At 40.1% G+C, this 16,834-nt stretch carries 11 protein-coding genes and 1 other RNA gene; all 12 read right to left on the reverse strand.

The window, feature by feature from the left end; genetic code table 11:
• Positions 1–20: 20 nt before the first annotated feature.
• Positions 21–473 (reverse strand): helix-turn-helix transcriptional regulator, encoded by a 453-nt coding sequence (locus tag HMPREF0873_RS03055; RefSeq protein ID WP_004698676.1) that lies wholly within the window; start codon positions 471–473, stop codon positions 21–23.
• A gap of 48 nt (positions 474–521) precedes the next feature.
• The gene (locus tag HMPREF0873_RS03060) at positions 522–3,266 is read right to left on the reverse strand and encodes a DNA translocase FtsK (protein WP_038125475.1); all 2,745 of its coding nucleotides are present in this window, start codon (positions 3,264–3,266) and stop codon (positions 522–524) included.
• 82 nt (positions 3,267–3,348) lie between these two features.
• Positions 3,349–4,650: a replication-associated recombination protein A gene (locus HMPREF0873_RS03065; protein WP_004698739.1), complete on the reverse strand. Its 1,302-nt coding sequence runs from the start codon at positions 4,648–4,650 to the stop codon at positions 3,349–3,351.
• 244 nt (positions 4,651–4,894) lie between these two features.
• Positions 4,895–5,066: non-coding RNA, 6S RNA (gene ssrS / locus HMPREF0873_RS09860), on the reverse strand.
• Positions 5,067–5,146: 80 nt separating this feature from the next.
• Positions 5,147–6,952: an aspartate--tRNA ligase gene (gene aspS / locus HMPREF0873_RS03070; RefSeq protein WP_008601374.1), complete on the reverse strand. Its 1,806-nt coding sequence runs from the start codon at positions 6,950–6,952 to the stop codon at positions 5,147–5,149.
• Between the two features lie 8 nt (positions 6,953–6,960).
• Complete coding sequence (hisS, locus tag HMPREF0873_RS03075; RefSeq protein ID WP_008714258.1) at positions 6,961–8,232, reverse strand: histidine--tRNA ligase; 1,272 nt, start codon at positions 8,230–8,232, stop codon at positions 6,961–6,963.
• Positions 8,232–9,659: a coproporphyrinogen dehydrogenase HemZ gene (gene hemZ, locus HMPREF0873_RS03080; protein WP_008714259.1), complete on the reverse strand. Its 1,428-nt coding sequence runs from the start codon at positions 9,657–9,659 to the stop codon at positions 8,232–8,234. The genes hisS and hemZ overlap by 1 nt, the downstream gene beginning before the upstream one ends.
• Positions 9,652–10,140: a Fur family transcriptional regulator gene (locus HMPREF0873_RS03085; protein WP_004696420.1), complete on the reverse strand. Its 489-nt coding sequence runs from the start codon at positions 10,138–10,140 to the stop codon at positions 9,652–9,654. Before HMPREF0873_RS03085 ends, hemZ begins: the two co-directional genes overlap by 8 nt.
• Before the next feature lie 41 nt (positions 10,141–10,181).
• Entirely contained in the window at positions 10,182–10,817 is a 636-nt protein-coding gene (locus HMPREF0873_RS03090) for an MBL fold metallo-hydrolase (RefSeq protein ID WP_008714261.1), read from the reverse strand.
• Positions 10,817–13,057, reverse strand: coding sequence for a bifunctional (p)ppGpp synthetase/guanosine-3',5'-bis(diphosphate) 3'-pyrophosphohydrolase (locus tag HMPREF0873_RS03095; RefSeq protein WP_004696424.1), 2,241 nt, complete (start codon positions 13,055–13,057; stop codon positions 10,817–10,819). Before HMPREF0873_RS03095 ends, HMPREF0873_RS03090 begins: the two co-directional genes overlap by 1 nt.
• A gap of 11 nt (positions 13,058–13,068) precedes the next feature.
• Positions 13,069–15,051, reverse strand: coding sequence for a single-stranded-DNA-specific exonuclease RecJ (gene recJ, locus HMPREF0873_RS03100; protein WP_008714267.1), 1,983 nt, complete (start codon positions 15,049–15,051; stop codon positions 13,069–13,071).
• 194 nt (positions 15,052–15,245) lie between these two features.
• Positions 15,246–16,664, reverse strand: a complete 1,419-nt coding sequence (hydG, locus tag HMPREF0873_RS03105) for a [FeFe] hydrogenase H-cluster radical SAM maturase HydG (RefSeq protein ID WP_038125479.1) — start codon at positions 16,662–16,664, stop codon at positions 15,246–15,248.
• Positions 16,665–16,834: the final 170 nt, after the last annotated feature.

Genomic DNA, 16,834 nt, shown 5'->3' on the forward strand with positions numbered 1-16,834 from the left:
CTATCATGCCTAATCAGATACTAGAACAGGAATAACCATAGTAAAAATAATGCCATGCAAACTAAAATAATCCCTAAAATAATGCGTTCTTGTACAATAGAGCGTTGACGTTTTCGTTGACGCGTTTCTAAGGACATACGCTTTTTAGATGTTTGATATTCAACAAACTCACTTTGTACCAAATTAGGAGTTGCTTGAGCCTTCCGTCTTGTAACAGAACGTAAAGAAAAGGTATCTATGTCTCCTACTTGGCCCTGATATACTTTCACCAAGCGATCCCCATCAAGATCTAAGTAGTTACCATAGTTTCGAATAAAACCTTTTACGTAGACTTGACCAGGAATGATATCATAGTTACCATCTTCGATAGCCTCTAAATAGGTTGTTTTAATGTGCAGCACTTGCTCCACATCTTTAAAGGTTAGATTACGTCTTACCCGTTCACGTCGTAATTCTTCGCCTAATTCAGCCATTTTCGTTCCTTTCTAAATCTACGTAATATTCATATAGTAATTAGCTAATTATTGCTCATCATTAGAATCGGAGAAATATCTAGCCTTAGCTTGTTCAGGGCTCATTAAAATTTCTCGAGCCTTACTGCCCATGCTAGGGCCAACGATTTTAAGGTCTTCCATTGTATCTACAAGACGTGCCGCACGGGTGTAACCTATACGGAAACGACGTTGCAACATCGATACGGAAGCTTGACCAGATTCCATAACGAGATTGACAGCTCGCTCTAATAATTCATCGCGGTAAACATCATTATTATCAGAAGATTCTTTTTCAGCTTCCTTTTCCACTTCTTGAGTTACCGTATTATCATATTCTGGTTCTCGTTGAGCTTTCACAAACTCTACAAGTTTTTCTACCTCATCATCAGAAATGAAGGCCCCTTGTACACGAATAGGTTTATTAGCACCAATCGGAGCAAATAACATATCCCCTTTACCCAATAGTTTCTCTGCTCCTGCCATATCAAGAATGGTACGAGAGTCAATTTGAGAGCCTACAGCAAAGGAAATACGACTTGGCACATTGGCCTTGATAGAACCGGTAATAACGTTAACAGATGGCCGCTGCGTAGCAAGAACCATGTGAATACCTGCAGCACGAGCCATTTGTGCTAAACGACTAATAGATTCTTCAATATCATCAGGAGCCGTCATCATAAGATCAGCTAACTCGTCGATAATCAACACGATTAGCGGCATAGCAGCCTTAGGATGCGCTTCATTATAGCTCTTGATATCACGTTTACCAGATGCAGCAAACGCCTTATAACGAGCCTCCATTTCACGAACGGCCCAACGCAATACAGCTGCTGCTTTTTTCATATCCGTTACAACTGGAGCCATCAAGTGCGGAATCCCATTGTAAATAGACAATTCAACCATCTTAGGGTCGATTAATAATAACTTAACCTCTTCCGGTTTGCGGCTAAAGAGAATACTAGAAATTAATGTATTTACACATACGGATTTACCAGAGCCAGTTGTACCAGCTACGAGCAAGTGAGGCATCTTCGCAAGGTCTGTAATAACAGGCTTTCCTGCAATATCCTTACCAAGGCCGACAGGAATACCTCCACGAGCATCTTTAAAGTCACTGCAATCAAGTACATCGCGTAAATGAACGGCTTCTGTCGTTTTATTAGGGACCTCAATACCGATGGCAGATTTACCTGGAATCGGAGCCTCCATACGGATATGTTGCGCTGCTAAGTTGAGGGCAATATCATCTGTTAAATTAACGATACGACTCACTTTCACGCCTGGTGCAGGTTCAATTTCATAACGTGTAACAGTTGGGCCTTGTGTAGCATTAACAACCTTTGCAGTAATACCAAAGTCACTCAATACATGTTCAAGCATCATCGCATTTTGTGCTACTTCTTCACCATTGTTTTGACTCCCCTTCCCTTTCGCCAAAATATCTAGGCTTGGGAAATGGTAAGGTCTATCATAGGACCGATGAATCTGTCCATCTTTAGATACAGCTACTTGCGCCGTATCTTCTGTAGTACTAATAATGGACGGTACTTGTAACCCCATACCTGCCATACCAGCTCCAGCACTTACAGAACTTGCCGCTGCACCCGTTCCTGGCACAGCGGAGGCAATAGCACCGTGATTCGTTTCCAATGGTCCTATTGTTGTATTTTGATAAGAGAATTCTGGTTCTTCATCATCAGAGTTTTCTACAGTTCCACCCTCATCTGAATACTCTTCATCTGGTGTATATGAATAGTCCTCATCTGGAACATATACATAATCATCACTCGTAGATCTATGCGTATCAGAGAATTGTTCAAAATTATCAGCTTCATAAGACTTAGCATCACCAGATGCTTCAGATATATTAGCCAATTGCTCAGCCGCACGATTACGTGCTTCTATCTCAGCCAATTCCTTCCAAGATGTAGGAGTTCTTTGTGACTCCATAGTAGTAACTGTATCTTCAATAGGATCAACATCTACAGCTGTGGTAGAGTCAAAAAGGTCTCTTCCAGTAGCAATGCCTTGTTTTTCTAGGGCATCTAATGCTTGATCTGCCGCATCAGCAAAGCGTGTATCTTTTTCCCTGTTATAAGCTTTACGCTGTTCTGCCGCTTCTTTACGTTGTTCATTCCAATCTTCAAAGACTTCTTTTGCAACAGCAACCTTCTCGGCAGCTACCTCTTTTGCAACATCAAGGCCAACCTGTGTTTTGTCCGCGGCCTTCTGTAATCCACTGCGCAAAGACAAACGTGTCACCAGTAATCCAAAAGCTATGAGTAAGAATACATCAAGAATAATAGCCCCTAGATTGCCTAATAGTGTACGAAGGAATGTAGCAATTGCACCACCTACGAAACCACCTTGATTAGCTAGTTGTGTAGTAATGAGTTCCTGCCCCTCAGGAACGCGCCACAAGGGAACAAGAGCTAACAAAAATAGGAAAAACAAGGTCATTACAACCCCTCGTTTTGTAATGGAAATAAATGTATCCTTATATAATAATCTCCAACCTAACCAGAAAACACATAAACAAGGAATAATCCCCCCTAAGCCAAAGCCATAACGGAATATACCTGTTAAAATCTGTCCTACAAGGCCGAGTTCAAAGCCGAAAAAGCCCAGAAAGGAAATCACAGCAAAGGCAATGACAATAAGGCCTTTCACTTCGCTGCGCAAAGAAAAACTTTGAGACTTTGATTGCTGTTTTGTACTTGTTCGCTTACGGCGTGTGTTGCGTCTTTTGGTGGAAGTATTTTCTTCTGCCATAAATCTATACAAACCCCTTACTTATATAACATTACAGTAAATTAACTTATCATTATATTATAGCATATATCGTAATATTAAGTTAATTTTTACAACGTTTCTCCCAGTCGTGAAGTAACTGTTCCTCAGTCCCTCTCTTTATGCCCTTATAGTAGGTTGCATCGACTAGAGGCGTTGGTAAATACTGCTGTTTTACAAATCCATTAGGATAATTATGGGCATACTTATAAGCTTTCCCATGGCCTAATTTACTAGCCCCGCTATAGTGACTATCTTTCAAATGATCCGGTACTTGTCCACAATCCTTATGTCGCACATCAGATATCGCGGCATCAATAGCTACATAAGCAGAATTACTTTTAGGTGCGAGAGCAACATAGCACGCAGCCTCAGATAATATAATGCGCGCCTCCGGAAAACCTACCATATGAGCCGCTTGAGCTGCTGCATTTGCGAGTATGAGAGCTTGTGGATCCGCAAGACCTACATCCTCTGCTGCACAAATAACAATACGACGAGCAATGAAGTTAGGATCCTCTCCGGCTTCAATCATACGCGCTAAATAATGTACTGTTGCCTGCACATCGGAGCCACGCATACTTTTAATAAAAGCTGAAATTGTATCGTAATGACTATCACCTTTTTTATCGTATGTATATATGCGACGACCTACGACCTTTTCGAGAACTTCAATAGTAATCATCCCCTCATCAGGAACCATAGCTGCTGCTTGTTCAAGAATATTGAGAGCCATACGCCCATCGCCATTGACGAAAATCCCCACATCCTCCAGAACTTCATCGGTTACCTGTAGATGGCGTTTGCCAAGGCCTACCTCTTCATCGGTAATGGCGCGACGTAAAATTTGACCGATAGCCTTTGGTGTAAGTGCTTCTAATGTAATAAGACGCAAACGAGATAAAAGTGGTCTATTAACTTCAAAGAACGGATTCTCTGTAGTAGCGCCAATAAGAATGATAGTACCATCCTCTACACAGGGTAACAACACATCTTGTTGGCTTTTATTAAAGCGATGGATTTCATCAAGGAATAGAATTGTTCGTTGCTGTAAAGAACGAACCCGTTTTCGCGCGTCTTCAATGATAGTACGCAACTCACCAATACCAGCGTTAGTAGCATTCAGATTTACAAAATAACTATTGCTCACCTTAGCTATGATTCCGGCTAATGTAGTCTTACCCGTTCCACAAGGCCCATAAAAAAGCATAGATGGTATTGTATCCTTCTCTACCATAGCTCTCAAGAAAGTCCCCTTACCTACGGCCTTCTCTTGACCATATAAATGATCTAGTTTAGTAGGACGCATTCGTACAGGAAGCGGCTCGTATGTATTTGTAGGTGTCATATCAAACAAACTATCCATTCTATCACCTCAATTCTCACTCAGTTTAACTGTCGTATTTTCATATCTATAACTATTCAATCAAAAAACAATTACTTCCCCGTCATAAAAGCCTAATAACATCAGTAACTCGGTAACACTGATAATATTGGCAAGACATTTATGACGTTTATGACATTTAGGACTCTTAAGATTTTAAAAAGTTTAAATTCTTACCAAAGATATATTTATAGTATATGATATTTCAGTCTATTTTTACACGCAAAAAAGCCCCACCATGCCGTAATGTACCGCGTTTTGATCCTGCAAGGGCAGGTGGGTGTCCTCCTCATCCTGCAGTTGTCCCGTAAGGGCGTAACGTTCAGACGAGAGTTCAGACTCCCAAAGTAAATGTGTTGGCTCAAAACTGCGATATCACACGCACATGGCAGGGATATCTTATACATAAATAGTATCAGAAAGATTAGCAATTAACAAGTCTTGACATTTCAAATTTAATCAATTCTTGCCTATGTTTTTACACTAAAGATTGCTCTTGTTCTTCTTCTACATCTGGTTTAATATGCAACTCTTTTAATTGCTTAGGTTCTACTTCAGATGGAGCTTGGCTCATGATATCAGAAGCAGATTGAGTTTTAGGGAATGCGATTACGTCGCGGATAGATTGACGTTTTGCCATCAACATAACAAGACGATCTAAGCCAAATGCACAACCTGCATGAGGAGGTGCACCATATTGGAATGCATCAAGCATAAAGCCGAATTTGGATCTTGCTTCTTCAATGGACAAACCAATTGCTTTGAATACTTTTTCTTGTACGTCAGCTTGGTAGATACGCAAGGAACCGCCACCGATTTCTACGCCATTCAATACCATATCGTAAGCAATCGCTTTTACACTGCCAGGATCGGATTCTAATTTATCAAGATCCGCATGGCGTGGCATTGTGAACGGATGGTGCATTGCAACATAACGTTTTTCATCTTCGTTATATTCGAACATAGGGAAATCAGTTACCCATGTGAATGCCAATTTATCTTGGTCAATCATATTCATACGACGTGCCATTTCAAGGCGTAGTTCACCTAATGCACGTGCCACAGTTGCAGGTTTATCAGCAATCATCAATACAAGGTCGCCACCTTTAGCGCCCATTTTTTCACCGATATTGCGAATTGTGTCTTCACCTAAGAACTTCATGATTTGAGACTTGATGGAACCATCTTCGTTGAAGCAAGCCCATGCAAGGCCTTTAGCGCCGTAACGATTTACATATTCAACAAGGTCGTCAAGTTCACGGCGAGGAATGCCAGCATCACCAGGTACAACGATACCTTTAACTACACCACCATTGTCGATAACAGAACGGAATACTTTGAATTCTGTATCTTTTACAAGATCAGTTACATCAGTAAAGGCCATATCAAAACGAAGATCTGGTTTATCAGAGCCGTATTTATCCATTGCTTCGTCCCATGTAATACGAGGCATAGGCAAAGAAATTTCTTTACCTAATGCAGTTTTAAATACATGAGCGATCATCTCTTCAAGCAATGCATAAATATCTTCTTCATCTACGAAGGACATTTCTAAGTCAAGTTGAGTGAACTCAGGTTGACGGTCTGCGCGCAAATCTTCATCGCGGAAGCAACGAACGATTTGGAAATATTTTTCATAACCAGCAACCATCAAGATTTGTTTGAAAATTTGTGGAGATTGTGGCAACGCATAGAATGTACCAGCATTTACACGGGAAGGCACTAGATAGTCACGAGCGCCTTCTGGTGTAGATTTAGTAAGCATTGGCGTTTCAATTTCCAAGAAATCGCGGCTATCGAAGAAGTCGCGCATTGCTTTAGTTACTTTGTGACGCAAAATCAAGTTGCGTTGCATTTCTGGACGACGTAAGTCAAGGTAACGATATTTCAAGCGAATATTTTCATCTACATCGATATCATCTTGGATATAGAAAGGAGGAGTTTTAGCGGAATTCAATACGCGCAACTCTTCACAGAACATTTCGTATGCACCTGTAGGAAGGTTTGGATTAATAGCAGCCTCATCACGTTTTGTAATCTTACCACGTACGCAAAGAACATATTCATTACGAACATCCTCCGCTTTGTGGAAAGATTCTACGTTATGATCTGGGGATGCTACCACTTGTACTACGCCAGAACGATCGCGTAAATCCAAGAAAATCAAACCACCATGGTCACGACGGCGTTCAACCCAACCACATAATACGACCTCTTTACCTACCTCTTGTTCAGAGATGGTGCCACAACCGTGCGTACGGTGTAAGCCTTGCATTGTTTCCATTCTAATTGTCATCCTTTCACCAAAGAAGTTATACGTTCAGCCACTGTATCAAGAGATACAGTCTCTTGTTCACTAGTATCCATGAATCGAATTATGGCTTCTTTACGAGCCAATTCATCATCACCCAATATAATAACATATTTCGCATTAATTTTGTTAGCGTATTTTAATTGTGCCTTCATACTCTTGCCCTGCCCGTCCATTTCAACGGTAATATATTCATCATGTAAGGCTTGGCAAATTTTGAAAGCCTCTACCTTAGCCGCATCACCAAGAGCGACTACGAATACAGATGGTTCTACAGTTGGCTCAGGCAATAAGTTTTGTTTTTCAAGAGCTAATAGTAAACGCTCCATGCCCATAGCAAAACCGATAGCTGGAGTATGAGGTCCATCGAGCTCTTCTACGAGACCATCGTAACGGCCACCACCGGCTACAGCACTTTGAGCACCTAAAGGAGTATATTGTACCTCAAAGGCTGTCTTTGTATAGTAATCAAGGCCACGTACGAGACGAGGATTTAAAGTATATTGCACATTAGCTGCAGATAAATAGGTTTTCAATTCTTCAAAATGATCATGACACTCTTCACATAAATGTTCGTGAATTTCAGGAGCACCTACGGATAAGGATTTACATGTTTCATTTTTACAATCCAGTATACGCAAAGGATTTTTGTACAACCGTTCTTGGCAATCGCTACATAATTGTTCCTTTTTTGGTTCAAAGAAGGCGATTAATTTTTCGCGGTATACAGGGCGACATGTTGGACAACCTACGGAGTTCACCTCTACATTGAGATCTTTAAGACCAAAATCTTTTAACAATTGTACAACCATGCAGATAACTTCACTATCTACCACTGGAGATTGCGAACCTAGTACCTCTGCACCAAATTGGTGGAATTGACGATAACGACCCGCTTGCGGTTTATCATGACGGAACATAGGGCCCATGTAATACCATTTTGTGAGACCTTCTTTACCATATACTTTATTTTCTAAGTATGCGCGCACAGCAGACGCCGTATTTTCAGGGCGTAAGGTAAAGCTAGAACCACCGTCATCACCAGTGGTAAAGGTGTACATCTCTTTTTGTACTACATCTGTAGTCTCACCGATACCGCGTAAGAATAATTTAGTTTCTTCAAAGGCAGGTGTGCGAATTTCATTGAACCCATATACTTTACAAATTTCGCGCATACGTTGTTCAATATAATGCCAATGTATCATCTGTTCTGGCAAAAAGTCTTGTGTACCTCTTGGTTTTCTTATAGCCATTACACAACCTCCCAAAATCTTTCACAAATTCTATGTCGTTTCTCTAAAAGTGCATCTATCGTTTCGTGATAAACATCTACGTCTTTTGGCATATGCTGTTTAAGTTGACGGTATTCAGGGGCTCGCATCCACTTAGACGAGCTGCCAGGCCCCATAGATAGAATACTCTGCCGTTCTTCCATGATCTGAATATTATATTCACACGCTTTGCCAGGCAAGGTATAGCCAATATTCTCTAACTGCCCTCTCATATATTGTTGGCGATATAAATAATATGGCAAATAACCAGCTGCTTCAAGACGCTCTTTACCATATTGTACCATTTCCGCCACAAGATGTTCTTCAGGAATATCATCTTCCATATGTAAATCGTACAACGGACTACCACGTTTTAATGCTAACGTATGAATTGTAACATTTTCTGGCAGATTTTGACATACATAATCCATATTCTCTATCATGTTTGGCATTGTTTGGTTAGGCAAGCCTGCAATAAAATCCATATTTACAGATAGTGATGTATTGTTTTTTACATATTGTAAAAGTTCATCAACATCCCGTACGCTATGACCACGCCCAATACGACGCAAAATATCATCTTGCATCGTTTGCGGGTTAATGCTAATACGATTCACACCTAGCTCAAGCATGGAACGTAGTTTTGTAGGATTAACAGAATCAGGTCGTCCTGCCTCTACAGTAAATTCATGACCTTCTGGTACGAGTAGAGACAACTGTTTTAGAACCTGGTAAAAGTCTTCATCCGCTAGCACTGTCGGAGTACCACCGCCCATGTAGAGGGTATCTACGGTTAGATTATAAGATTCTATAATGGCTTTCATATCTTCTATATCACGGGTTAAAGCCCTTAGAAATTGACTTTTACCAGCATAATCCTGATAGAGACCATATGGAAACGAGCAATATACGCAACGCGTGTCACAGAAAGGAATACCACAATAGAGGCTTACCTTTTTATCATCTGTATCAGATAGAAATGGACGTTGATACTCGCCAATGTCCCCCAAAGTAGCAAGCTTTTCCATAGACACAGAAAACTCGTCCCGAATGTGACGAGTTGCTGCGTGGACAGAGCCATATGTATCTATATATTTATGTAGTAGCTTTGTAGGGCGCACACCTACCATGGTTCCCCACGGAGCCTCAGCAGGTAAGCCTTGATATTCACGCAAATAGCGCAACAAGGCTTGTCCAATTTGACGACGCCCCATAAAGGAAACAGGTCCTTCAAAAATCTGAACCGAATCACCAATAGTAACAGTTAATGTGTACATCCCTTCCATTTCATGCGCTTCAAGGATAACCTCTGGATTTATCTTATCAGAAAAGAGTCCCGCCGCGCCACAGTTATGAGCTACTACGGAGCCAAGTGGTAATGGACCCGTATATAGATATCCATTAACCATGATGGGACATACGCTCAAGCTTTTCTAATTCTGCTTCAGTCATATGATTTTGGCAATCACTACAATAACCATATACTTTCAATTGATGATCAATGGTACGGAAGTTTAATTTCTTAGCGATAATAGACTCCAATGTTTCAAGCATGTCGTCTTCAAACTCGGAAACTTTACCACATTTTACGCAAATCAAATGGTGATGGAAATGAGCGAACTCTTCGTCATTTAATTCATAACGATTACGGCCATCACCAAAATCAAGACGTTTTAACAAATCAAGTTCTGTAAAGAGATCAAGAGTTCTGTAAATTGTTGCCAGCCCGATATCAGGTGCTACTTCTTTTACAAGAACATATACATCTTCAGCACTCAAGTGATTTTCATCAGCATCAATGAATGCTTGTAAGATTGTTTGACGTTGAGTTGTCAATTTGTACTTTTTGTCTTTAATGCGTTCTTTTAATTTTTCTAATGTTGTGTTCATAATAAATTTTCCCCCGACTGTAAAAAATAATTCGTTTAAACCTACTGACCAACGAATGGGTTGTATTGTTTTTCATACCCTATATTTGTTTCCGGTCCATGACCAGGATACACCATTGTATTATCAGGCAATGTATAAAGCTGAGTCTTAATCGATGATATCAGTGTCTCATAAGAACCATTTGGAAAATCTGTACGGCCTACGGAATCTCTGAATAGAGTATCCCCCACAAACACAAGACCTTCCATGTAATAGCACACACCTCCTGGCGTATGACCTGGTGTTTCAAGCACCTCAAGATCGATATCACCACATGTAATGTGATCACCTTGTTTAACCTCGATGATTTCCGCTTTTACCATAATTGGCGTTGGATTGCTATAAGCACTAAGATTAAGTTCAGGATCAGATAAATACGGTACATCGCCCTTATGAATATATACAGGTACGTGATAGATATTTACAATCTCTTGAATGCCACCAATATGATCTCCATGACCATGTGTCAGTACAACCGCCTTCGGCTTTAAGTCATGTTTTTTTAGCGCATCTAGTACTTCAGCTGTTGCAGGATCGATAATGAAAGCTTCACCTATCGCTTTATCACCGATAACATAGCAATTTGTTCCTAGTGGACCTAAAGGCATGCGCATAAGCACTAATTGTTGTTCGCTCATTAAGCCCCTCCTTTACTACGTTGAACAGTATACACTTCACGAATACGACGCAATTTAGTCATTACGAAATCTAGTTGTGAAATATCCCGGATATCAACCACCAAATTGATACTTACATTTTTTGTATCTTCTTGAACCTTAGCATTGATGTTAGTAATGGTGATTTTCAATTCTGAAAGCACTGCCATAACCTCCATGAGAATGCCAGCTCGATCATAAGCTTGAATATCAATGCCTACGTGGAAAGATTCGCCAGAAGAACCGTCCCAAGAGACTTCTATCATCCGCTCTAAGTCTTCAGGAGAATGTCCCATGCTAGGGCAATCACAGCGGTGAATAGAAACGCCACGACCACGGGTTATGTAACCTATAATATCATCACCAGGTACAGGATTACAGCATTTTGCCATACGCACCATCACACCAGCTTCACCTTTTACGAGAACACCAGTGCCATTTTTAGTTTTCTTTTGTCCTTGAGATTTTAATTTCTCAATAATTTGCTCTGTACTGCGCTTAGATTCCTCTACCTCTTTCGACTTTTTATAAAGTTCAATTAAACGCAAGAGAACAGTACTTACAGGAATGCCGCCATAGCCACAGGCTGCAAACATTTCCTCTTCTGTACCGGCTTTAAGTTGTTTCGTTACATGTTGTAAACGGTTGTCTGCACATAATTCTTTCCAATTATGATTCAATCGTTTCGCTTCTTTTTCAAGAGCTTCTAAGCCTTTTTCAATATTTTCAGCTTTATTTTCACGCTTGAACCAATTGCGAATTTTACTCTTACTTTCAGAAGAACCTACGATATTCAACCAATCAAGGCTAGGACGACCTGTTTTGGATGTGATGATATCAACAATATCACCATTTTGCAAGGTATAATCCAACGGCACAATTTTGCCGTTTACCTTAGCACCAACACAATGATGACCTACATCGGTATGAACTCGATAGGCAAAGTCAAGCGGTACAGAGCCTATTGGCAACTTAACAACGTCACCCTTTGGCGTAAATACAAATACCTCACCAGAGAAAACGTCTAATTTCAAAGCATTAACGAGTTCCGTTGGATTACTAGTATCTTGCCATTCAAGAACCTGGCGCAGCCATGCAACCTTTTGATCAAATTCTTTATCGCCGTTTTTATTTCCTTCTTTATATCGCCAGTGAGCAGCCACACCATATTCAGATACACGGTGCATTTCCCAAGTACGGATTTGAATCTCTACCGGTTGCCCCATCGTGCCGATAACGGTTGTATGCAAGGATTGATACATATTAGACTTCGGCATGGAAATATAATCTTTGAAGCGATAAGGCAATGGCTTCCACAAGCTATGTGCAATGCCAAGTACTGCATAACAATCAGGAATGCTATCAACAATTACACGAACGGCAAGCAAATCATAAATTTGGGATAAATCACGATTGTCCTTTTTCATCTTCTTATAAATACTGTAGAAGTGTTTTGGACGACCTTTGATATCCGCCTTAATATGGGCTTCACTTAAGGCCTTTGTAAGTTGCCTCATCGTATCATTAACAATGTCTTCCCGGACTTGGCGTTTTTGTTTCATTTGATCGACTAGATCATAGTATTTTTCCGGCTCTAAATAACGGAAGGATAAATCTTCCAACTCCCATTTCACATTGAAGATACCAAGACGATGTGCCAAAGGTGCAAAGATTTCTAGGGTTTCCTTAGCAATACGTTTTTGTTTGTCACTACGCATATGCTTTAAGGTGCGCATATTATGTAAGCGATCACCCAATTTAATAACTACGACACGTACGTCCTTCGCCATAGCTAAAATCATCTTTCGATAGTTTTCCATTTGGCGATCTTCTTTTGTTTCATACTGGAATTGGTTTAATTTTGTTACCCCATCAACGAGGAATGCTACTTCAGAGCCAAACATCTCCTCTAGGTCTTCCTTCGAGTAAGATGTATCTTCAACCACATCATGCATAAGAGCTGCCATGAGTGTAATATGGTCGATTTGTAAATGTGCCAAAATATCAGCTACAGCTAGAGGATGCATGATATACGGTTCACCGGAAGCTCTAAATTGACCTTCATGAGCCTTATCAGCAAGCTCAAAAGCTTTCAATACTTGGTCACACTCATCATCTGTTAAATACGTATGGATATACTCCATAAACTCAGCTAAGGCTTTACTTTTATCAAATGTACTTTGTTCCACCAAAGCTTTGCCTTCTTCATTTACAGTTGTCATGATGTCACCTTCTATACACTATACGTAAGGAATGTTACGGATGTGACAAGATCTAATTTTCCTTCAATGGCGTTCCATCTAAGCATTAATTGACCATCATCACTTGTATATTCTTCAACAATGCCCAATTCTTTAAATACATCGATAGATGTTAGAGCACTGCGATTATTCTGATCTGCCGGCTTACGGCGCAATATATCTTGTTCTACATTATAAACCGATTGACTACGACCTCGCATGGACTGTTTTATTATGACATACATTTGTCTAAGCCCTTCTGTGGAAAGCTTAATCGGCTCTTCAGTCAATGGTTCAATCGCTTGAATCATGAGCTGTGGAGAAACCAAGCCTTGCCATTCATTCTTTTGCAAGGAAAATGCCACTTTTACCACAGTTCCCACAAAGATAGATTTAAATAAGTCTGGACGATTCCAAGCTATAGCATCTAATGTACCACTCGAAGTTTCAAATATTATCTTACAATGATTTTTTAATTGGCCCATGAGCATAATATCTTGCACGGTAGCTTCCATAATAGCAAAGACTGGCGTGCTATTGGCCATCCCATAAGGTTCAAGGTCTGATACGCGGTCAATAATATCGACATCGATATCATCAACAGGTAATTCCGCATCAATAGCAACCACAGGAATATATTCCTCTTCTGTAATAACTGCTTTGCAATACTTGGTTAACCGTTCTCGTAACTCATCAATACGATTTGCATCGATACTAAAGCCTGCTGCAGCAGCATGTCCGCCAAACTGTAGCAAGATATCCTCACAAGATTTTAATGCATCATATATGTTAAAGCCATCTATACTACGGCACGAGCCTTTACCAACGCCATCATGAATACTGATGACTAAGGTTGGTTTGTAAAACTCCTCTACTAGACGAGAGGCAACAATACCAATGACTCCTGGATGCCACTCTTCGCCGGCCACAATAGTTACATAATCAGCTTTATGTCCTTGATTAGCTACATCAACACGAGCCAACTCATGAATATTTCGTTCTAACTCTTGTCGTTCACGATTCGTTTCATTTAGTTCATCTGCAATTGCCTCTACTATATCCTCGTCATCGGTCACAAGTAGTTCGACCGCACGCGTTGCATGCGTTACACGACCCGCTGCATTAAGACGAGGTGCTAAGGTAAAACCAATATGTCCAGATGTAATAGTTCGTTCATGGAGCCCCGCTACATCAATAAGCTTTTTAATCCCCAAGTTAGGTTCCCTATTCATCTTATCAAGGCCTGATTTTACAATGATACGGTTCTCACCGACCAAAGGCACTACATCGGCCACAGTGCCAAGTGCAACGATATCTAAATCATCTAAGTACCACTCTCCGCGCTTTGTAAGCCACAAGGCTTGACATAATTTAAAAGCAACACCTACGCCAGATAAGTTTTTATCCTTATATGGACAGTCCTTTTGCTTATGATTTATAACGGCCTTGGCTCGTGGAATCATATCAGGAGCCGTATGATGATCCGTAATAATCATATCGATACGGTCTCGTACAGCCTCTACAATATCGTAAGAACTAATGCCGCAGTCTACAGTAATGACTAAAGCCGTTCCCCGTTCAATAAGGTGCTCTAAAGCCTCTAAATTGAGGCCATACCCTTCACTTTGACGTTCTGGTATGTAATAGGTAACATCGGCACCTAATTTCTTTAAAAATCGATAAAGTACTGATGTTGCAGTAATACCATCTACATCATAATCACCATAAATGACGATTGGTTTGTGACTTTCAATTGTTTCCAGAACTAGTGAAACAGCCACATCCATATCTTTTAATGTAAATGGATCTAACAAATCTGACAAAGTACCTTGTAAAAACTGACGACCTTCGTCTACATCAATGTGACGATTCACCATTAATTTAGCCACAATAGGGTTTACACCAAGTTCACGGATTAAGATATTCTCTTTCTCTTGATCACCTTTACAAAGGCGCCAACGTTTTTTCTTAATCATCATATCCCTCAGTAGTTTATAATCAATATTATTCTAGAATTCAACGTATTATCATTATCATTTTTATTTATTATACCTTAAAACGCAAATAAAATAAACCATTTTATATATTTTATTCTCATTTAAACTTTGCTATTTTCTCAACAAGAAAGAGCCTCCCATTATCAATAGGAGGCTCCATATCAGTGAATTCCTTAGAACCGGAAGTCCCGTTCGCCGTCTTTCATCTGTGCAATATAAGCTTTAGCTTTTTCTTTAACTAAATCATTTTTAATATTTTCTAACTGTTGTTCGATGACCTTAGCACCATGAGCCTTAGTCTTTTCATCACCGTAATCCATGATATATTCGTTCAATGTCATCAACGCATTTGGTTGACAACAGTTGTGAATTTGACCGGATTTTGCAAGAGCCATGAATCGATCCCCAGTTCTACCTGCACGATAACAAGCAGTACAGAAGCTTGGAACATACCCAAGGTCTAGCAACCAGTTAACGATTTCATCTAATGTACGCGTATCACTACGATCGAATTGTGTCGTATTATCTTCTGGCTTTTCTTCTTCTTTGTAACCACCTACACTAGTACGAGATCCACCACTAATTTGGGAGATACCTAATGCCAAGCCACGTTCACGCATGGATTGACTTTCACGAGTGGACATAATCATACCTGTATACGGTGTGGAGACGCGGATAAGAGCAACAATTTTTTCAAATACATCATCAGGTACAGCATTACTGAAATCATCTACATCGATATCATCCGCTGGACAAATACGAGGTACAGAAATAGTATGTGGACCTACCCCATACACAGCCTCTAAATGTTCTGCGTGCATCAACAAACCAACGAAATCGTATTTATAATGTTCCAAACCATAAAGAACTCCGATGCCTACATCATCAATACCACCTTGCATAGCGCGGTCCATCGCCTCTGTATGGTAGGCGTAGTCGCTCTTAGGGCCTGTAGGATGTAAAGCTTCATAGTTTTCTTTATTATATGTTTCTTGGAATAATGTATACGTGCCAATACCAGCTTCATGTAATTTTTTGTAGTCCTCAACGGAACAAGCTGCAATATTTACGTTTACACGGCGGATTTCACCATTTTTATTTTTGATACTGTAAATCGTCTTGATGGATTCCAAAATATATTCCAGTGGATTATTAAGAGGATCTTCACCAGACTCAATTACAATACGCTTATGGCCCATCGCTTCTAACGCAATAACCTCTTCTCTGATTTGGTCTTGCGTTAATTTTTTACGTTTAATATCGCGGTTTTTGGAGTGGTACGGACAATACACACATCCATTGATACAATAGTTAGACAAGTATAACGGTGCAAATAGAACAATACGATCGCCGTAGATAGCCTTCTTGATTTCCTTTGCTAAAGCAAAAAGCTTTTCCTTATATTCAGGTAACGGACATTCTAAGAGAACTGCTGCTTCTCGGTGGTTTAATCCCTTAAATGTAGCAGCTTTCGCTAAAATAGCATCTAACAACTCCCTATTTTCCTTGTTTTCCTCTGCATAGGCAAGTGTGTCAAGGATTTCCTGATGGGAAATAAATTCCTCCGCCTTTGGAGATTTTACATCATACATAGTACTTACCTCAAATCTTTCTAGTGGCAATGCCACCCCTCTTTAGGTTTATGAAAGTATATGACAACCAGTCTTCTGGTATTTCACTGATACTGTACATAGTATACCACTATTCCTACTAAAAAGCACAGGAATTTGATACATGCAAAAAGGTTGCCACCTCATAAGAG

Source organism: Veillonella sp. 3_1_44, from assembly GCF_000163715.1.
Taxonomy (GTDB): domain Bacteria; phylum Bacillota; class Negativicutes; order Veillonellales; family Veillonellaceae; genus Veillonella; species Veillonella parvula_A.